The organism is Photobacterium nomapromontoriensis (assembly GCF_050336815.1).
GTDB lineage: Bacteria > Pseudomonadota > Gammaproteobacteria > Enterobacterales > Vibrionaceae > Photobacterium > Photobacterium nomapromontoriensis.
Genome location: NZ_JAKJSL010000026.1, coordinates 64,677 through 84,228 on the forward strand (window position 1 = coordinate 64,677; position 19,552 = coordinate 84,228).

Sequence of the window (19,552 nt, forward strand, 5' to 3'; positions counted from 1 at the left end):
TTCACTGGTACGAGAGTTGCACTATTATCACCATGGGTATTGGCAGAGATTACGGGCTAGGGGTATATTGGTTTGACGAATGGTTTATGTGCAACAGGGATGTCTTTGACGGTGTCTATTTATAGTGATAGAGAGTTTGATCACAGACCGACTCAACCGTAATGCATACTTTGTTGTACAGTCCAGTAGAAATAAAGATGATTATTTTGTGATTAAAAATGCCGCCATCAGTGATCAGCTGACGTTTGCCACCCATTATGGTGTGGTGATTCACCGGGACTTTAAACCCTTGTATGCCAATGATGATTATGCTCGCTGTTTTGGTTATCAAAATGCACAGGAAATCCTTGCGCTACCCACTTTACTACCGCTGATCGCCGAGAATGAACAACAGACGGCACGGAATGCTTATATTAGGGTTATGAGTCGGCAAGAGCCGCCCGGGGTGAGACGCTATACCAACATTGATAAACAGGGTAATGAGCTCAATGTAATGACTGTCGACAATATTGTTGATTGGCAGGGCGTCCCTGCGATGCAGATCATCGTGATTGATTTCAGTGCCCAGGTCGCTATGCAGCGTAAGTTACAAGCCAGTGAAGAACGTTATCGTGAGCTGGTTGATGGCTCTATTCAGGGGATCTTAGTTCATAAGAATTTTCGCCCTTTATTTTGTAATCAAGCTTATGCCCACATGCTGGGTTTTGCAGATAGCCAGTCGTTGCTGGCGCAATCATCTATCCTGCCTTACATTGCCAGCAAATTTCAGCAGCAAGCCTTGAGTGATCAGCAGTCCTTACTTGATGGGCAGCAGAGCGTTATAAAAACCGAAGCCAAAGGGATTCGGCGTGATAAGTCACCCGTGTGGTTCAGCTTATTATCACGACCTGTGCAGTGGGATGGCGAGCAGGTCGTGCAAGTCACGGCGATGGATATTACTGAGCAGCATTATTTACGTCAGCAGCTTGAATACCGAGCTAATTTTGATGGTTTGACGAATTTACTTAACCGGCGGGCGTTGGGGGAGCATTTTGAGCTGCGGGTCATTGACGCTCAGACACATTTGACCCCATTGAGCTGTCTGTTAATTGATATTGATAACTTTAAATCCATCAATGATCATTTTGGTCATCAAGTTGGCGACATCGTACTCAAGCAGTTTGCGGTTAGCTGCAAATGTATCGCCCGTAAAATGGATATTATTGGGCGCTGGGGTGGGGAAGAATTCGTACTGGTATTGCCTCGAACACGTCTTGCTCAAGCCAAGCAGATTGCCAGTCGGCTGTGTCGTAACATAGAACGCCTGAGAATAAGCATCGGTACAGAAAGGTTGCATTTTTCCGTCAGTATCGGAGTGGCTACCTTAACCGATGCAACCAACAGTGTTGATACCATGTTACTTAATGCGGATAACGCGCTCTATGAGGCGAAGCGTCAGGGGAAATGCTGTGTTGTTACTGCCGTTTAAGTCACTCTTTCAATATTATTGATAATTGCTGGGTGATCAGGCTTGCTGGGATTTTGGCGCTATAGCCCAGATCCAGCGCCCGATCGAGTAATTCATTTTGGGTATTGGCATTAAATTTAATGCGCAGCTGAACCACATAATTCTCAACTGTTTTCACCGAGATACCGAGCACTCTTGCAATATATTGTGGTTTTTTACCATAGAGCAGTAAAAAGAGTACTTCAGACTCACGCGGGTTTAGGTTGATAGGTTGATTATGGCGATCAAGGCTAAACGACACTTGTGACTTGAGATCCAAACCCGTGGAGCGACAGATCCAATGGCCAACTTCAAGGATCGCCGTGTCCTTGAGTTCAATTCCGTGGAAAATGGTTCCTGTGATGTCGTTGTGATTATTCCGCCAGGGAGATTTAGTTACGAGATGGACTCGCCACTCCCCCGTAGAATCAGGATGAATCTCCAGACTTCGTACTCGATCTCCTGTCGTCATAACAAGGTGGTCTTGCTGCTGAAAAGATTCGCTACATTCGACGATAGGACCCGGCATATCAAAATCAGTTCGGCCAACAATGTCTAAGTGATGATCCAAGCCTGTCATCTTGCCATAGTCAGCATTGGCATAAACAAACACCGAGTCTTTATCTTTACATCCCCAACAGCCTGAGAGTTGATCTAATATTTTCAATTGCGGCGGAGTGGGATTATCGTTCATTGAGTTCATTATCGTTATTATGTTCAACTCGGTGCTACTCGATACCATTGCGTATACAATGACGTTTCTTTTTGCATATGACCCCGCGATTCACAATGCTTTGCCAAATGTGATTAATGCGTAATACGAATACAAGCGCGCGGATTATGCCTATATATATTTGAATGTAAACATAAAATGGATGGTGAGGTATTTACAATGAATGATATTGTTCCTATTCTCGTTGTCCGGTCACTGTATCGAGTGACCGGCGTATTCTGCCAATCCGTATCGGCATTATTCAACGATCCAGTGATTAAATCCCAGCTAGAGTAGGAGTATCAGTAATGACCCATGAAACCAAAACAATGGAAGTACCTGTCGCTATCGCCGATAGAGTGCAGACTTTGATTGATGCCTATGAAGCGAAAGAAAAGTTCAATGCTGAGCGTAAAGTTGTCGTGAACAATTTTCTCGCAATGGATGGCCTTAGTTGTGAAATGGCGGTTTATAGCCTGCCTCAGGGGGAGCTATTAGACACGCTCAGATTTGTGTATGAGCTTTCTGGTACCAACAGCAAGTTCATTACAAATATACTGTCACAGTCGCGAGAGAACCCAAAGAAGGTCTTATCTGACGCCCAGCGCTCATCAGCCAAGAGCCTATTATTTAACTTGATCAATGATCCTTCAGTTGTGTCAGCCATGAAGGAAATCTAACCTTTCATCGGGGCGATACCTACGTGGTATCGCCCATCAACCTCAGACGATAAAGGTTACTCTTTATTGCGTTGTTCAAGCCGAGCGACTTCTGCCTTCGTGGTACTAGTCAGTTGCCCCGATGCGCCCATCACCTTCAGCATCACGTAACCTGCTCCTATTTTATTGGCATCGTTTTCGCTCATGCTCGGGCAAGCTTCCTGAATATCAATCGAGCGCGCCGCCGCAAGCCGTTTCATTCCAAGAGGCCCACTATTGATCAGTTTCATCTCTGCATCGTGAAGTTTGAGTACTTCCCCCGTCACCGCCTTGCTTGGCTGTGTGGCAAGTACTTTAGCTTTTGTTACTAAATCAGAATTGTTCATCTTACTGCCCGCCTTATGTATTCTATTATGTGCTTTTCGCACACCCATTAACTGATGCCACTGATTGTAAATAATTTTTCTAGTGTTTATTATTGGCAAATAATGGGTACCTTTTTTGACACTAATGGCTAGACTCTCACCTAAGCACCACGCAGCCCTGGATATCCTTGATTACCTGCATTTTTATGATGTACTTACTTCGGTGTTCATTAATCAGCAACAGGTGGACAGCTATAATACGGTTTTGTCTGTGGTGGAGGGGCTCTTATCAGAGCATGCCATCACGGGAAGACAAGCCGAGATCACCCGTCATTACTTACTCTGTGGGCTAGAGATCATCCTTGGCCAAGATGACGGTCACTACCAGCGGCTGCAAGCCTTCCACGGTGAAATGTCGGTTTCAGAAGAGCAAGTCAACAAGATCACACAGTTCAACATCCAATTTTCTCTCGCACTCTTGAGTATTATTGCGGAAAAAAATGGCGTTGATCGGACGCTATTTCTTAGCAGCATGGATCAGCTCATCGCCAATCCAGACATTGCTCTTATTCCGCCGGTTATTCGTCAGCGATTAGTCGCTCGTTGCTGTAGTTTTCAGTTTCCCGATTCCGCTTTACAGTTCTATCAGCAGCTTATCGAGCGAGATGTCATGGCGTCACAAAAATACCGCCCTGTACTAGCCAGCGGCTCGGACGATGCGCAGACACAAGCGGAGTACGCCTTCTTGCGTGCCGGATTGGTGATTGAATTTGAAATATTGCGTCTATCGACCCACAGTATGATGGCAAAAAATCAGCAAGATCAGTTAGTGATTGAGCTGCCTCAAGCACATATCCCCCTTGAACAGCGGCGTAATATGGCCACGTACTACAAGCATGTAATTGACATTATATTTGACCCAAGTGCAAGTCAGTCATTCATTCTCTTTAATGCGGCTAAGCCTTTTGACAAACACGACATCGAAATATTCTTACAAAATGTCAGCCGGCTCCTTAATCGTAAGCGGTTGTTTAACGGTACTAAAGGGCGATGGATAGGCACCTTGGGGGCGCTACTTGTCGAAAAACAAAAACGTTTAATGCCCGAGCAAGCCATCTACTGTGAGTGTGATAACGCCGAAACGGCCAGTGAACATGCCAGCCAGATATTAAAGCAGCTGGGTTTTTCCACTTCAGCAAGAAGCCTGTATCTGCGGCACAAGGCATTCAAAAAGCAGCAATATCAACAGATGCGATTTTATAGCTTATGCACTTCCGGAGCCCCCTTCGCCTGGAACTGGGACATGGAAGATACATTTTATGAGATGGCTTTGGCCTTTGACCCCAATCAGAAACGTAAGCAGCAAGAATAAACATTGAATGTGTTTGGTGTGGTAAGGCTTCACCGCCAGAGGAGTTTGCTGCATAGCATTTTAGAAATGCAAAAAGGCCGAAGCGGTTATTCACCGCTTCGGCCTTTTCTGTTCTTACGAACGAATTTGGTGGCCCCTCCCAGACTTGAACTGGGGACCAAGCGATTATGAGTCGCCTGCTCTAACCACTGAGCTAAGGGGCCAGTGTGCGGGAAATTATAGGGGATGGTTTGCCCTATGTCTAGTGAATAAAGTGATTGTTTTGTCTGCTTTTTAGTCAGTTAGGGCGGTAAAAAATGAATAACGCTATCTGGCGCACAGAAGGGGAAGATGGGTAAGGGAAGGCCTGTATTAAAAAACGGGCCAAAGGCCCGTTTTGATATTGATAGCTATCTACGATAACGTTAAGCAATCACTTACTGTTATTCATCCAAGAAGCTGCGCAGTACATCTGAGCGGCTTGGATGACGCAGTTTACGCAGTGCTTTGGCTTCGATCTGACGGATACGCTCACGGGTAACGTCGAACTGCTTGCCCACTTCCTCTAGGGTGTGGTCGGTGTTCATGTCGATACCGAAACGCATACGCAGAACTTTGGCTTCACGTGGGGTTAGGCCTGCCAGTACGTCATTAGTTGCCATGCGCAGGTTGGTTGCCGTTGCTGCATCCATAGGTAGCTGAAGCGTGGTATCTTCAATGAAATCACCTAGGTGCGAATCTTCATCATCACCGATAGGGGTTTCCATTGAGATTGGCTCTTTGGCAATCTTCAGTACTTTTCGGATTTTGTCTTCCGGCATTTGCATGCGCTCTGCCAATTCTTCTGGCAGTGGCTCACGACCCATCTCCTGAAGCATCTGACGAGAGATACGATTCAGTTTGTTGATGGTTTCAATCATGTGTACAGGGATACGAATAGTACGCGCCTGATCAGCGATTGAGCGAGTGATTGCCTGACGGATCCACCATGTTGCGTAGGTTGAGAACTTGTAACCACGACGGTATTCAAACTTATCAACGGCTTTCATCAGACCGATGTTACCTTCCTGGATCAGATCCAAGAATTGTAGACCACGGTTGGTGTATTTCTTCGCGATAGAGATAACCAGACGCAAGTTCGCTTCTACCATCTCTTTCTTCGCGCGGCGGGCTTTCGCTTCACCGATAGACATACGACGGCTGATGTCTTTGATACGTTCAATCGACAGACCTGTATCTTGCTCTAGAATACGCAGTTTCAAGGAAGCACGACGAAGTTCTTCTTCGTAGTTCTTCAGGCGTTCCGCGTACGGTTTACCTGAGTTTAGTGCTTCGTCAATCCACTCCGATGATCCTTCATTGCCGGCAAAGAGGCTAACAAAGGTTTTCTTTGGCATTTTACTGTTGTCGACACACATGCGCATGATCAGACGTTCGTTGGTACGAACTTTGTCCATCGAGTCGCGTAGTGAACTTACAAGTTTGTCGAACTGTTTAGGGATCAGACGGAACTGTTTGAAAATATCAGACAGTGCTTCGATAGCGACTTCAGTTTTTGGATCCTGACGGCCATGAGTGTTGATGGCCAGTGCCATTGTCTCGTAGGCAATACGCAGTTCATCGAACTTTTCGCGAGCCAGTTCTGGATCAATGCCTGAGTCTTCTTCTTCTTCAGCATCATCGTCGTCATCGTCTTCAAGATCTTTGTCTTCATCTTCAAGATCTGATTCGCTGAGCTCTGAACCAATGTGGGTAGCTGTAGGCGCTGCTGATTCTTCTTCGTTCGGGTCAATAAAGCCAGAAATAATGTCAGTCAGACGAAGCTCGTCTGCTTCAACTTTGTCGAATTGCTCAAGCAGGTGCGCGATAGCGGTTGGATATTCGGCAACAGAACACTGAACTTGGTTAATACCATCTTCAATGCGCTTAGCGATATCAATTTCGCCTTCACGGGTAAGGAGTTCAACCGTCCCCATTTCACGCATGTACATACGAACAGGGTCAGTGGTACGGCCAATTTCGCTCTCTACGCTTGAAAGCGCTTGGGCTGCAGCTTCAATCGCGTCTTCGTCCGCATTGTCTTCTGTCATCATCAGATCATCGGCATCAGGGGCAGTTTCTACTACCTTGATACCCATATCATTGATCATCTGAATGATGTCTTCCACCTGATCAGAATCAACGATGTCTTCTGGTAGATGGTCATTTACTTCGGCGTAGGTCAGATAGCCTTGTTCCTTGCCTTTAGCAACAAGTAACTTTAGCTGTGACTGCGGATTTTGCTCCATAGACGATATCCAACTTAGGGTCTGATTGAGAGTGTGGTATGCAGAGATGCAAACCAATAATTATAACAAATTTCGTAATTGTTGACTACATACTAGCCAGGACGATTGAGTATCAGCAACTGCAATTCCCGCTTCTCTTCGGCTGATAAGCCGACGGTATTCGATTTAGCCTGCAACTTTTCGATTTGTTGTTTAACGCACTGGTCGATTACTTTGTCCATTGCGTCGAGAAATACATCTAGAGTATTGTCCTCATCTTTACTGAGGGGAAGCTCCCAGGCGGCCAATCGGGCCAACATACCTTCGCTTTTACTTCCTCGCCAGCTCTCTAGCAACTGGCCTGTTTTTATATTGGGGTTGATGCGGCATTTTTCAACTATTGATATCAATAAATTTAGTCCTGCAACATCAATTCCTTCAAAAGCCGCCATCTCAAATTCAAGGCTGTTAACAAATTCCGGGTGCTGAATCAGCAGAGCGATCACTTCTCGCATCGGGGTGCGTTTGATTTCAGTCTGAGGTGGCCGATGTTGTTGTGTTTCATCCCGTTTGAGTTCGATCCTGATTTGATCAGGTGGTAACCCTAAATTATAGCCTAGTGTGTTGAGTAGGTACTCTCGTAAGGTGTCTCCAGCAACTTTCTCAAGCAGTGGCTTGGCCAGCGTTTTCAGTTTTGCTTTGCCTTCTTTACTACTCATGTCGACTTGGGCTACGAGCGAATTGAACATGAATTCAGAGAGCGTCATCGCTTCGTTGATCTGTTGCTCAAAGCCGTCTTTGCCATACTGGCGGATATAGGTATCAGGATCCTCGCCGTCCGGCAGGAACATGAATTTGAGCTGATGGCCGTCATTGAGATACGGCAGGGCTTGCTCCATAGCGCGCCAAGCAGCATCACGGCCGGCTCTATCACCGTCGTAACAGCAAACCACTGTGCTCGTTTGGCGGAACAAGGTTTGAATGTGATCGCTGGTGGTGGCGGTGCCGAGCGAGGCGACGGCATAGTCGACCCCAAACTGGGCAAGTGCTACGACGTCCATATATCCTTCGACAACCAATAGCCGCTCGGGTTCACGGTAAGTTTGCAGTACTTCATACAGGCCGTATAACTCTCGTCCTTTGTGGAACAGCGGAGTTTCGGGCGAGTTGAGGTATTTCGGGGTACCGTCAGCCAGTACGCGACCACCAAAGCCAATTACCCGGCCTCGGCGGTCGTGGATCGGGAACATCACGCGACCACGGAAGCGGTCATAACGGCGGCCATTGTCGTTTTCGATCAGCATGCCGGCAGTAACCAGTGCTTCCTGAGCCTCGGCATCGCGGCCGAAGCGGTTACGGACCAGATCCCATTGGTCGGGGATAAAGCCAATACCGAATTTCTGTACTATTTCACCTGAAAGCCCGCGGCCCTTGAGGTAGTCGATCGCGACCTTTCCTTCTTGGTTGCGAAGCTGGGACTGATAGAACTGGGCGATTTTCCCCATGGTCTCATAGAGACCAATTTTTTCTTTGCTGCGGGTGGCTTGCCCGCCACCACTGCCTTGCTCGCGCGGCACTTCCAAACCGAGCTGGGAGGCGAGTTCTTCGATGGCCTCGACAAACTCCAGCCGGTCGAACTCCATCACGAAATCCAGTACGTTGCCATGGGCTCCACAGCCGAAACAGTGATAAAACTGTTTTTCTTGGCTAACTGAAAACGAAGGGGTTTTCTCGTTATGAAATGGGCAGCATGCACCGAAGTTTTTGCCCTTTTTCTTGAGCTTCACTCTGGCATCCACGATATCTACGATGTCATGCCTTGAGATCAGCTCATCGATAAAGGTGCGTGGGATTTTTCCTGCCATAGAGTGCGTGTTACCTGAGAGTCGGTGAAGAGGAGATCAAAGCAAAAGGTTATGGTGTTGGATAACACTTTGATTTGATGCCAGTGTAAAATCTCTGGCAGCAAAATACAAACAAGCCGCGCGTTCCGAAACAGGATTGCACGGCTTGTTGCAGAATTAGGGTTGGGATTAACCGAGTTTCGCTTTCACGAGTTGGCTAACTTTACCCATATCGGCACGACCCTGAATTTGAGGCTTAAGTACGCCCATCAGTTTGCCCATGTCCTGCATGCTGGCAGCACCGGTCGAGGCAATAGCCGCATCCAACAAAGCAACGACTTCGTCATCGCTCAATGGCTGTGGCATAAACTCTTCCAGTACGCTGATTTCAGCATGTTCGATATCGGCAAGATCCTGACGTTCTGCTGCTTCGTATTGAGCAATAGAATCGCGGCGTTGTTTTACCATCTTGGTTAACACTGCCAGCACATCGTCTTCGGAAAGAGTGATCTTTTCGTCAACTTCGCGCTGTTTAATGGCGGCAAGAACCAGACGGATAGCACCAAGGCGAGGTTTATTCTTCGCCTTCATTGCTGCCTTTTGTTCGTCTTTAAGACGTTCGATCAGAGTCATAACGCAATCCTTCTGTTAATCGTTAGATTAGTACAGACGAACGCGACGCGCGTTTTCGCGAGCCAATTTTTTCAGGTGACGCTTAACTGCCGCTGCTTTAGCACGCTTACGTACAGTAGTAGGCTTTTCGAAGTGCTCACGACGACGAACTTCAGAAAGGATACCTGCTTTTTCGCAAGAGCGCTTGAAACGACGTAGTGCTACGTCAAACGGTTCGTTTTCACGTACTTTGATTACTGGCATGTAATACTCACCTCAGAGTGATTCATTAACGCTGACGATCATAGAAATGTCAGCTGATTAAAAATGGTGCGAAATTCTAATCTGATCTGGGGGCATTTGTAAAGCATTCTACAACCCCGAACTGGTTAATTTCTGTCAAGGGCGGTAGTATTGCCCCCAATTACCATAAGTATAGAGGTTGTTATGCGTATACTGGGCATCGAAACCTCCTGTGACGAAACAGGCGTGGCTATTTTCGATGATGAGAAAGGCCTTTTGGCACATGAACTTTACAGCCAAGTAAAGCTCCATGCTGACTATGGTGGCGTGGTGCCAGAGCTGGCTTCTCGCGATCATGTGAAGAAGACGATTCCGCTGATCAAAGCGGCTCTGAAAGACGCTGGGCTGACCCCTGCTGATCTGGATGGTGTGGCCTATACGGCGGGACCAGGATTGGTCGGCGCGCTACTGGTGGGGGCAACGATTGGTCGTAGCCTGGCCTATGCATGGAACCTACCTGCTGTTGCTGTTCACCACATGGAAGGTCATTTGTTGGCTCCGATGCTAGAAGAGCATCCACCAGCGTTCCCGTTTGTGGCGTTGTTGGTTTCTGGTGGTCATACCATGATGGTTGACGTGAAAGGGATCGGCGAATACGAGATCTTGGGTGAGTCGGTTGACGATGCCGCGGGCGAAGCATTTGATAAGACCGCTAAGCTGATGGGGCTCGATTACCCGGGTGGCCCACGTTTGGCTAAATTGGCTGAACATGGTACTAAGGGGCGTTTTAAGTTTCCTCGACCAATGACCGATCGTCCGGGGTTAGATTTCAGTTTTTCAGGATTAAAAACCTTTACCGCGAACACGATTAGAGCCAACGAGGATGATGATCAGACGCGTGCTGATATCGCTTTTGCCTTTCAGGAGGCAGTCGTTGATACCCTTGCGATAAAATGTAAGCGTGCGCTAAAGCAAACGGGTTACAAGCGCTTAGTCATTGCTGGCGGCGTGAGTGCCAATACCTACTTGCGAGAGCAGCTTGCAGTGCTGATGACGAACCTGAAAGGTGACGTGTTTTATCCTCGTACTGAATTCTGCACGGATAATGGTGCGATGATCGCTTACGCTGGTATGCAGCGGTTAAAGAATCAGGAAACCATGGATCTTGGCGTGAAGGCTTACCCGCGCTGGCCGATCAACCAGCTAAAACCGATCAGCGAATAAGACTGAACGGTACGCTGGGCATTTGGTGTATGAATACGCTCAACTGCGTGAGCGACGACCTTCAAAGGGGATTACTCTTGCGGGGGGACGGATTTGTTTGCGCGGTTGAATTTATCCCAGATCTTGGTTTCTTTTCCTTCTAATAGTCGTCGTACATTGTCATTGTGGCGCAGTACGATCAGGCATGACAACATCGCGACAGGCATGGTGTATTCTGGTTTAACCCACCAAGTAAATAACGGTGCCGCCAATGCGGTTACCAGTGAACCGAGCGATGAGTAGCCGAAAACCAGTACGGTGATCAGCCAAGTGCCAATTAACATGCCACTCAGATCCCAGCCGATTGGGGCCAATGCCCCCAGTGCTGTCGCGACTCCTTTCCCCCCTCGAAAATGAAAAAACAACGGATAGATATGGCCGAGGCAAGCTGCGATGCCGATGATACCCAGCATAAAGGGGTTGACGTCGAGTAAATAGCTTAGCCAGACAGGCAGCATACCTTTGAGGATATCGCAGAACAGTACGGTAGCGGCCGCGCCGCGTCCACCGAGTCGAAGGACATTGGTCGCTCCCGGATTACCGGAACCGGACTCGCGGGGATCTGGAAGACCGTATATACGGCAGATCAGAACGGCACTTGAGATCGAGCCAAGTAGATAGGCACCAATAATGATCAAAAGTACGAATGGTGTCATGCAGAGTTCCTGTTGCTGGTGGTGTGACTCACCGATTAAATCCTTGGTCTATTATTTCGCTTTGGCTGCCATATGGTATAGTGCTAGCCCTTGGCTCATAGGCAACATGATGAGCTTTGAAATCAACGTCATACTAATTATCGACGATTATGACCTGATAATACGCGTTTTTGCTCACATTAGGTATCCGACCTCTAACATTATTAGCGATTGAACATGGATTCAGTATTTATCGAACAGCTTGAGGTTATCGCCTCCATTGGGGTGTATGACTGGGAGCAGACCATCAAGCAGAAACTGGTGCTTGATCTGGAAATGGCACACGACAACCGCCCAGCAGCAGAGCATGATGATGTGACACTGGCGCTGGATTATGCCGCCGTCAGCGATGCCGTAACGAGTCATATTCAGAATGGCCGGTTTTTACTGGTTGAGCGGGTAGCCGAAGAAGTTGCTCATTTGATTATGGCGCAGTTTGCCGTGCCATGGCTTCGGGTACGGGTTACCAAGCCGGGGGCGGTTGCGAATGCTCGCGGCGTTGGTGTAGTGATCGAGCGAGGCAGTAAGTGATCACTGTGTATATTAGCCTGGGGTCGAATATCGAGCGGGATTACCATATTCATGCGGCGATAGCCGAGCTCAGGCAGCTAGGTGATGACTGTCAGATCTCCCCGATCTTTGAGGCAGAACCTGTTGGTTTTGATGGCCCTAATTTCTACAATTGTGTGGTTGCCCTCAGCACATCATTATCACTTGAGCAATTGCAACAAACACTGAAGTCGCTAGAGCTGCAATATGGTCGCTCGCCAACCGCGGTGAAGCACCAAAGCCGTACGTTAGATCTTGATATCTTGTTGTATGGTGATGAAGTACGTGAAGATGCCCCCGTTCTGCCGCGTTCTGATATCTTTAAATTTGCTTTTGTAATATTACCGCTAATGGCGTTGTGTCCCGATCGAACGATCCCCGGGGATGGCCGAACGGTTACCCAGTTATGGCAGGAATTTGATCGTGAACAGGCGCTTTGGCCAGTGGAAGGTTTTGTAATTTAAGGACAATTATGAGTCATTTTGAAGCGTTTATTTTGGCCCTTATTCAGGGATTGACCGAGTTTTTACCCATATCGAGCTCCGCTCACCTGATTTTACCTTCAGCGATCTTTGGCTGGGCCGATCAAGGTTTAGTGTTTGATGTGGCGGTGCATGTCGGCACCTTGCTGGCAGTGATCGGCTATTTCCGTAAAGAAGTGGTGTCACTGTTATCCGCGTGGTTCGGATCGATATTTAAGAAACAGTACAATGCAGAGTCGAAATTGGCATGGATGATCGTGATAGCGACCATTCCGGCCTGTATATTCGGCTTGTTCATGAAAGACATCATTGAACTGTACTTGCGCTCGGCATGGGTGATTGCGGTTACCACTATCGTATTTGGTCTGCTGCTGTGGTGGGTCGATACCCGTGCGACACAGCAAGATGATGAATACCAAGCTGATTGGAAACGCTCACTGTTTATTGGTCTGTCACAGGCTGCTGCAATGATCCCGGGGACCTCTCGTTCTGGCGCGACCATGACGGCGGCGTTGTACTTGGGCTTTACCCGTGAAGCGGCGGCGCGTTTTTCATTTTTAATGTCGATTCCAATCATATTGTTAGCTGGTGGCTACCTGAGTCTGGGTTTGGTAAGCAGTGGCGCGCCGATTCAGTTAAATGTGTTAGCAATTGGTATCTCGGTGTCATTTGTCAGTGCGTATGCCTGTATCCACGTGTTTTTGAAATTAGTTACCCGCCTTGGTATGTTACCGTTTGTGCTTTACCGTTTGTTACTGGGCTTTGGTTTGGTGGCTTTCCTGCTGAGCCACTAAACGTCAATAGATTCGTTTTTTGCCCATGCTGCGCCTGCCGAGGCGTGGATCAAAATAGCCCAGCGAGATGCTGGGCTATTTGCTAACTGGGCTGATCTGGTAGGAGCTACTGAGTCATTCCGCTTAACGCAGTGTCATGAGTGCTTGTTTTACGGCTTCAGTGCGTTGCAGCCCTAACTGCTGTTTGATCGCTTGCCCGGTGAAGCCCGCGTCAACAATGGGTTTCACCTTGACGGTAAGGGCCGCGGCAAATGCACCCTGCAGAATATCTGCTTGTGGGTAGGCTTCTTGTTCAAATCCAGTGCGACCACGCACATCAGCGCGACAGCAGAGGGCGAGTTGTGCAACGCGCTCGGGTTTTCGCCAGGCATCAATCTGGTCGAAGATGCTGATAAAGGTTGCCGGGCGTAGCTCGGCTGCCGAGTGGATTTTGGTATGTTGCGCGCAGATCATCAGTGCCGTATCTCGGTAGTCATTGGGGATCCGCAACCGTTGGCAGAGCTCACGAATGGCTTTTAGCCCGGTTTGGCAGTGCATTTTATGACTAGGCCACTCAGCTTCTGGGGTGAGCGCTTTGCCCAAATCATGGACTTGGGCAGAAAAACGGATGACCAGAGAATCGCTGAGTTGGGCCGCTTGTGCAGCAACCAGCAAGGTGTGGATGCCACAGTCAATTTCGGGATGCCATTTTTCAGGTTGTGGCACACCGAACAGGGCGTTAATTTCCGGCATCACGACACTCAGTGCGCCGCATTGGCGTAGTACAGTGAGAAAGACTTCCGGATGGGCGCTGTGAAGGGATTTCTCCCATTCCATCCAGACGCGTTCTGGCGTGAGAGCGGCCAGTTCGCCAGCGACCACCATATCTTGCATTAAGGCCATGGTTTCAGGGGCGATGTGAAAGCCGAGGTGAGCAAAGCGAGCGGCAAAGCGGGCTATCCGTAACACACGCAGTGGATCTTCGCTGAATGCCGGAGAGACATGGCGCAATACCCGGTCGGTAAGATCTTGTTGGCCGTTGTATGGGTCAATAAGGCAGCCATCATTAGCTTTGGCGATAGCATTAATGGTTAGATCCCGGCGCATCAGATCTTGTTCAAGCGTGACATCTGGGGCGGAATAGCACACAAACCCGGTATAGCCCGCCCCGGATTTACGTTCGGTTCTGGCGAGGGCATGTTCTTGTTTGGTTTTAGGGTGGAGAAAAACGGGGAAATCACTGCCGACTTGGGTGAATCCTTGGGCAAGCATCTGCGTAGGAGTTGCGCCCACAACGACCCAGTCTTGATCTTTGACGGGTAATCCCAATAGGGTATCTCGAACAGCTCCTCCCACCAAATAAGTCTGCAATGGTATCTCCTTAAATGCTCTGTTTTGGCCAATTGCCACATTTTTATTATACCCAAATTATGACCAAAACGCTGTAGGCCCGGATGCAGAAATGGGGCTAAGCCCTATGATGATAAAGGCTTAGGGCTATACATTCAGGCGGGGTACAGGTAACGTAGAGGTCATTTTGCTCACTGGCCAAACACGAGACAAGCTAGCATGTATAAGGAATTTTTCGGGATTTCGGAAGCGCCATTTTCTATTGTCCCCAGCGCACGTTTTCTCTATTTGAGTGATCGTCACCGTGAGGCATTAACTCATATGTTGGGCAGTATGGGGGGCGGTGGAGGCTTTGGCTTGTTAACCGGGGAGGTCGGCACGGGAAAGACAACCGTGTTGCGGGCATTGGTGCCACGCCTGCCTCAGGCGACACAGGTCGCGGTGATCCTTAATCCGTCGCTATCCACCCATGAACTGTTGGCAGCCTTGAGTGATGAGTTAACCATTTCCTATCCGGAAAATGCGAGCACTAAAGTGCTGACGGATGGGATTTACCAGCATCTTTTGGCGAATCATCAGGCGGGGAAACAAACCCTGCTCTTGATTGATGAAGCACAGCATTTGATGCCGGATGTGCTTGAGCAACTGCGGTTACTGACCAATTTGGAGACAGACAGTACTAAATTACTGAAGGTGGTGCTGGTTGGCCAGCCAGAGCTGCAACAACTGTTACAGCAAGAGAGGTTACGTCAGTTAGCTCAGCGGATCACCTCCCGTTACCATTTACTGCCCCTGACCCTTGAAGAGGTTAGTGAATACATCAATTACCGGTTGCGGGCGGTTGATTGCCTGCATCCGGTTTTTGCGCCAGCGCAGACTGTGCAGATCGCTAAAGCGACCGGTGGGATCCCTCGATTGATTAATTTGGTGTGTGATAAGGCGATGCAGTTGGCTTATCAGAAAATGATGCACAAAATTGATAAAGAGACCGTTGCTCAGGCATGTGAAGAGGTGTTGAGCTGGCAGCTGCCCTCTCACCCACCGCTGCAAGCCAAGACAGGATCGCACAGAGTCTTGCCGCTTTTATCGTTAGCTGCCGGGGTGATGGTGGCATTAGGGGTGAGCTACTGGCAAGGCTGGTTACCGGCGATGAGCGAGCATACGGCGGCAGAGACGCAGGTTGAGCGACTAGGCGCCGAACCGCAGCTCCGAGTGGAAGCATCTCAAGTTCCGGTCACAACGGTTCAAGGTGTAAACCAAGCCGCGGCAGATGCATTACAGCGTTGGCAAGCCACTGTAAAGCAGGCGAGCTCTGAACGCAAAGCGATGCAAGTCATGTATCAGTTATGGGGCTATGATACCCGTCTTAATCAGGCCAATTGTGAGTCAAGTGGTCGTGTTGGCCTGAGTTGTTACAGTGGCAATGGCACGCTTGAGCAGTTGGGGTTGATTAACCGGCCTGCGATTTTGACGTTACGTGAGCCCGATGGAGCCAACTATTTTGTCACCTTGTACGCTATCCGTCAGGATACGGTCGAGCTACTGCTGGCCGGTGAGCGCATTGCCGTGAGCCCTCGCTGGTTAACCGAGCGGTGGAATGGCCAATATACCTTGCTGTGGCGACCGCCGTTAGGGGATAAAACCGCCATTCGATACGGGCAACAAGGCCCGCGGGTCGCGTGGTTGGATCGTCAACTCAGCAGCTTGTTGGGGCTGATGCCTGATCACCAGGATACTTTTGAGCAAGGGCTGCTTGATAAGCTACGGCGTTTTCAGCGGGCTCAGGACTTGTCGGTTGATGGTATTGCCGGGCCTCGTACGCTGATGGTAATTGATTCAGCGTTGAATTTGCCGGGACCCACTCTGCAACCGGAGAAAAGCTAATGTCTAAATTATTATCCTCGCTTACTCAGTCAGAATCTCATCGCTCAGCGCAACCATTGACACAAGGAAGAGCGGGAGGGACGGCTGACTACCGTAGTACGACATCGACCAGATCAAGCTGGCGTATGGCGGCATTGTGTTTTGCCATCCCGGTGATCGGGGTGTCGGTGTATGCCGGGATCTACGCTCAGGGGGAGACTCCTGCACAGTCACCGCTCAATCGCGCTGCAGCGACTGACCTGGTGGTCAGTACTCAGGCTCCGGTGATAAGTCCTTCGGTTTCGGTTGATGGTGTGCTGCCTGCATCCTTACAGCCAACGCCACGTTATCCCGTTGGGATCGAACATTTATCGTATCCGACGTTATATACCGAGGCATTGCCTCGCCTGCAAAGCGGCAGTAACCGATATACCATGCCACAGGCCTCGTTGTCCCCAAGCGTCGCCAGTCAGGCTTCTGACGCGGTGAAGGGGCGTGAGGCGTCAGTGCCTGAGCTAAAAACCGTACCGTCAAAGGCTGATAGCTGGGATCTGGAGGAAATTGACTATTCTCAACTGTCGCCGGAAATCGCCTCTCACTTACGTTCAGCCATTGCGGCCACGAAAGGCGATGATGAGCCGTTGCCACAGTTGTTGCAGGAGGAGCGGGAAGGGGAGGATGTAAGCCAACGTGGTTCAGAGCCAGAACCGATAGCTATCGGAGAGCTACCCGCGACGGTACAAAACCGGATTCCGACCTTGAATTTCCAGACCCATATCTATTCGAGCACGCCCGACAGTCGATGGGTTAAGGTCAATGGCAAAGAAGCGTTTGAAGGGGACGAGATAGCGCCGGGGGTGGTCTTGCGCCAGATTAAACCGCGAACGGTGGTGTTTGATTTTGATTCCTATCTGGTCTCCATGCCGGCACTGTCTGAATGGTAGACAATGTCGCGAGTTGATATAAAAAAAGGCAGCGAGGCTGCCTTTTTTTGTCTCTGTGGTTGGGGATTAAGCCCAGCCGTTATTGCGCTTACGACGGCGCGGGATCAGGTGTGGCAGAACCAAACCAAGGAGCAGACCGCCGCCAGCAACCATGCCACCGTAGGTGAACCATCGCATTAGCAGATCGTTCTTTTGGGTGTCGATTTTGGCACGTAGTTCACGGATCTCTGCTTGAGAGGTCATGAGTTGTTCATTGAGCTGACCATTCTGAGCTTCTAGATCAGTAATTTGCTCTGTGCGTGTTTTGAGTGAGCTTTGTAGCGTCACTACTTTTTCATCACCCGATTGCAGGGCATCGGTAAGCGACGCTTTCACTGCTGTTAGTTCTTTCTCAAGCGCAGGGACGCGTTCTTTCAGGCCCATTTGCTTAGAGATAAAATCGGAGTTAACCCAACCGACACGGCCACGGCTGTCACGCACTTGGCTGAAGCCCGTATCTTTGTTTGTGGTCAGGAGTGCAACTTTACTACCGGCATTTACACTGCCAATAATACGAAATTGGTTACTTGGGCCTTTGTGCATGTAAGTGAACAAGTCATCGGAAATATACCGACTCTGTTCGGCTTGTGCAGGGAGGGTGACCACTGCGAAAGCCAGTAAAAGTAAGCTGATTAAGTGCTTCACAATTTAATTCCTTGGAGAGCCTGTTTTCTCGAGAACACAAATAGTAAGAATTTTGTGCCGCGGGTGCAAGAAAAGAGGGAGGCAAAGCCTCCCTCTTTTTAACCTGAGCCAGGTTTAGCCAAATACCGCTTGCATCAAATAGAAGAAAATGACTGCGAGTAGAGCGCCAGCGGGTAGAGTGACAACCCAAGATGCCACAATATTACGTACTACACCAAGGTTTAGTGCCGCAATACCGCGAGCAAAGGCAACACCAATGACACCACCAACCAGAGTTTGGGTGGTAGAGATAGGTAAGCCTGTACCGGATGCCAATACAACCGTTGATGCTGTTGCTAGCTGAGCGGCAAAGCCACGGCTAGGGGTAAGTTCGGTAATACCGGTACCCACTGTTGCCATCACTTTGTGACCCATGGTCGCAAGACCAATCACAATACCGACACCACCTAATGGTAAGATCCACCATGCCATCGTCGTTTGTTCAGCGATTTGACCCATACTGTGTACAGTTGAAACAACTGCAGATAGTGGACCGATCGCGTTAGCAACATCATTTGAACCATGGGCAAATGCCATGGCACAGGCAGTTACAACCATCAACAAGCTAAATACACGTTCAACACCAGCATAACCGTTGCTATCAACAGAGGTGCCGTCGTCAGTGTATTTCTTACTGATGTAGATGTAACCAAAGATCATTACAATCGTTGAAACCGCGATAGAGGCAACCCATGCTTCACCGCTTGATAGATGCAAACCGACATGTTTCAAACCTTTTTTGATAGTTACCAACGCAATGACCATCGCAGTGATAAACATATAAACAGGAACAAAACGCTTTGCATTTTTCAAAGGGTTATCTGTATCAAAGATTAAGCGCTGAGCACTAATGAAGATCAAATAAGCAAAGATACCGGAGATCAGCGGGGTAATCAGCCAGCTACCCACAATACCTTGTACTGACGACCAAGCTACAGCTTCAGTTCCGACAGAAATACAAGCAAAACCGATGATCGCACCAATGATAGAGTGCGTAGTTGATACAGGCCAGCCCATGTAAGACGCGAGCAGTAGCCATGTACCAGCAGCCAATAGCGCCGACATCATACCGTAAACCAAAATTTCTGGTTTATCAGTAAAATAAGCCATATCGATTACACCCTTACGGATGGTATCGGTTACTTCACCACCGGCAAGATAAGCACCAGCGAATTCGAAAATCATCGCAATGATGATTGCTTGTTTAACTGTTAACGCTTTTGAGCCTACTGAAGTACCCATTGCATTGGCAACATCATTTGCACCAATACCAATTGCCATCAAAAGACCAAAAAAAGCCGCCACCATAATGATCATGGTGCCGTAGTTAGCCAGGATTTCCATTGTAAAACCTTGTTATCGTTACATATT

General features: G+C 48.8%; 19 protein-coding genes and 1 tRNA gene. 9 read left to right on the forward strand and 11 right to left on the reverse strand.

Going from position 1 to position 19,552, the window contains the following annotated elements; translation table 11 throughout:
• Nucleotides 1–124: 124 nt before the first annotated feature.
• Nucleotides 125–1,468, forward strand: coding sequence for a sensor domain-containing diguanylate cyclase (locus L4D12_RS10865; RefSeq protein ID WP_428447859.1), 1,344 nt, complete (start codon nt 125–127; stop codon nt 1,466–1,468).
• Nucleotide 1,469: 1 nt separating this feature from the next.
• On the opposite strand, the gene L4D12_RS10870 is transcribed toward L4D12_RS10865, so the two are convergent.
• Nucleotides 1,470–2,180 carry a helix-turn-helix transcriptional regulator gene (locus L4D12_RS10870; RefSeq protein ID WP_428447860.1) on the reverse strand — a complete coding sequence of 237 codons (711 nt, stop codon included), beginning with the start codon at nt 2,178–2,180 and terminating at the stop codon, nt 1,470–1,472.
• Nucleotides 2,181–2,506: 326 nt separating this feature from the next.
• Between L4D12_RS10870 and L4D12_RS10875 the strand changes: the two genes are divergently transcribed.
• The gene (locus L4D12_RS10875) at nt 2,507–2,878 is read left to right on the forward strand and encodes a hypothetical protein (RefSeq protein ID WP_428447861.1); all 372 of its coding nucleotides are present in this window, start codon (nt 2,507–2,509) and stop codon (nt 2,876–2,878) included.
• 56 nt (nt 2,879–2,934) lie between these two features.
• Here L4D12_RS10875 and L4D12_RS10880 read toward each other — a convergent pair whose 3' ends face one another.
• A complete protein-coding gene (locus tag L4D12_RS10880) occupies nt 2,935–3,243 on the reverse strand; it encodes a hypothetical protein (protein WP_428447862.1) in 309 nt (102 codons plus the stop codon).
• Between the two features lie 124 nt (nt 3,244–3,367).
• Here L4D12_RS10880 and L4D12_RS10885 point away from each other — a divergent pair, with 124 nt between their 5' ends.
• The gene (locus L4D12_RS10885; RefSeq protein WP_428447863.1) at nt 3,368–4,594 is read left to right on the forward strand and encodes a hypothetical protein; all 1,227 of its coding nucleotides are present in this window, start codon (nt 3,368–3,370) and stop codon (nt 4,592–4,594) included.
• Between the two features lie 127 nt (nt 4,595–4,721).
• Here L4D12_RS10885 and L4D12_RS10890 read toward each other — a convergent pair.
• The 5 genes from L4D12_RS10890 to rpsU form a co-directional block, all read right to left on the reverse strand.
• Nucleotides 4,722–4,797: transfer RNA gene (locus tag L4D12_RS10890), tRNA-Ile, on the reverse strand.
• A 219-nt stretch (nt 4,798–5,016) separates the two neighbouring features.
• Complete coding sequence (gene rpoD, locus L4D12_RS10895) at nt 5,017–6,861, reverse strand: RNA polymerase sigma factor RpoD (protein WP_428447864.1); 1,845 nt, start codon at nt 6,859–6,861, stop codon at nt 5,017–5,019.
• A 92-nt stretch (nt 6,862–6,953) separates the two neighbouring features.
• Entirely contained in the window at nt 6,954–8,705 is a 1,752-nt protein-coding gene (dnaG, locus tag L4D12_RS10900) for a DNA primase (RefSeq protein ID WP_428447865.1), read from the reverse strand.
• Between the two features lie 168 nt (nt 8,706–8,873).
• Nucleotides 8,874–9,317: a GatB/YqeY domain-containing protein gene (locus L4D12_RS10905; RefSeq protein WP_428447866.1), complete on the reverse strand. Its 444-nt coding sequence runs from the start codon at nt 9,315–9,317 to the stop codon at nt 8,874–8,876.
• 27 nt (nt 9,318–9,344) lie between these two features.
• Nucleotides 9,345–9,560: a 30S ribosomal protein S21 gene (rpsU, locus tag L4D12_RS10910; protein ID WP_005301411.1), complete on the reverse strand. Its 216-nt coding sequence runs from the start codon at nt 9,558–9,560 to the stop codon at nt 9,345–9,347.
• A gap of 183 nt (nt 9,561–9,743) precedes the next feature.
• On the opposite strand from rpsU, the gene tsaD reads away from it, so the two are divergent.
• Nucleotides 9,744–10,763 (forward strand): tRNA (adenosine(37)-N6)-threonylcarbamoyltransferase complex transferase subunit TsaD, encoded by a 1,020-nt coding sequence (gene tsaD, locus L4D12_RS10915; protein ID WP_428447867.1) that lies wholly within the window; start codon nt 9,744–9,746, stop codon nt 10,761–10,763.
• Between the two features lie 71 nt (nt 10,764–10,834).
• Here the strand turns inward: tsaD and plsY are convergent, their stop codons facing one another.
• A complete protein-coding gene (gene plsY, locus L4D12_RS10920) occupies nt 10,835–11,458 on the reverse strand; it encodes a glycerol-3-phosphate 1-O-acyltransferase PlsY (RefSeq protein ID WP_428447868.1) in 624 nt (207 codons plus the stop codon).
• A 216-nt stretch (nt 11,459–11,674) separates the two neighbouring features.
• On the opposite strand from plsY, the gene folB reads away from it, so the two are divergent.
• Genes folB through L4D12_RS10935 form a run of 3 tightly spaced genes read left to right on the forward strand, consistent with a single transcriptional unit; the run spans nt 11,675 to nt 13,322 of the window.
• Entirely contained in the window at nt 11,675–12,028 is a 354-nt protein-coding gene (gene folB / locus L4D12_RS10925; RefSeq protein WP_428447869.1) for a dihydroneopterin aldolase, read from the forward strand.
• Nucleotides 12,025–12,510 (forward strand): 2-amino-4-hydroxy-6-hydroxymethyldihydropteridine diphosphokinase, encoded by a 486-nt coding sequence (gene folK, locus L4D12_RS10930; protein ID WP_428447870.1) that lies wholly within the window; start codon nt 12,025–12,027, stop codon nt 12,508–12,510. Before folB ends, folK begins: the two co-directional genes overlap by 4 nt.
• A gap of 8 nt (nt 12,511–12,518) precedes the next feature.
• Nucleotides 12,519–13,322, forward strand: a complete 804-nt coding sequence (locus L4D12_RS10935; protein ID WP_428447871.1) for an undecaprenyl-diphosphate phosphatase — start codon at nt 12,519–12,521, stop codon at nt 13,320–13,322.
• Between the two features lie 123 nt (nt 13,323–13,445).
• Here the strand turns inward: L4D12_RS10935 and L4D12_RS10940 are convergent, their stop codons facing one another.
• The gene (locus L4D12_RS10940; protein ID WP_428447872.1) at nt 13,446–14,672 is read right to left on the reverse strand and encodes a multifunctional CCA addition/repair protein; all 1,227 of its coding nucleotides are present in this window, start codon (nt 14,670–14,672) and stop codon (nt 13,446–13,448) included.
• Between the two features lie 198 nt (nt 14,673–14,870).
• Here L4D12_RS10940 and L4D12_RS10945 point away from each other — a divergent pair, with 198 nt between their 5' ends.
• Nucleotides 14,871–16,535 carry an ExeA family protein gene (locus L4D12_RS10945; protein ID WP_428447873.1) on the forward strand — a complete coding sequence of 555 codons (1,665 nt, stop codon included), beginning with the start codon at nt 14,871–14,873 and terminating at the stop codon, nt 16,533–16,535.
• Nucleotides 16,535–17,458, forward strand: a complete 924-nt coding sequence (locus L4D12_RS10950) for a general secretion pathway protein GspB (RefSeq protein ID WP_428447874.1) — start codon at nt 16,535–16,537, stop codon at nt 17,456–17,458. The genes L4D12_RS10945 and L4D12_RS10950 overlap by 1 nt, the downstream gene beginning before the upstream one ends.
• 66 nt (nt 17,459–17,524) lie before the next feature.
• Here the strand turns inward: L4D12_RS10950 and L4D12_RS10955 are convergent, their stop codons facing one another.
• Together L4D12_RS10955 and L4D12_RS10960 are read right to left on the reverse strand one after the other, a co-directional pair.
• A complete protein-coding gene (locus tag L4D12_RS10955) occupies nt 17,525–18,142 on the reverse strand; it encodes a TIGR04211 family SH3 domain-containing protein (protein WP_428447875.1) in 618 nt (205 codons plus the stop codon).
• 114 nt (nt 18,143–18,256) lie between these two features.
• Entirely contained in the window at nt 18,257–19,525 is a 1,269-nt protein-coding gene (locus L4D12_RS10960; RefSeq protein ID WP_428447876.1) for an inorganic phosphate transporter, read from the reverse strand.
• Between the last annotated feature and the right edge of the window lie 27 nt (nt 19,526–19,552).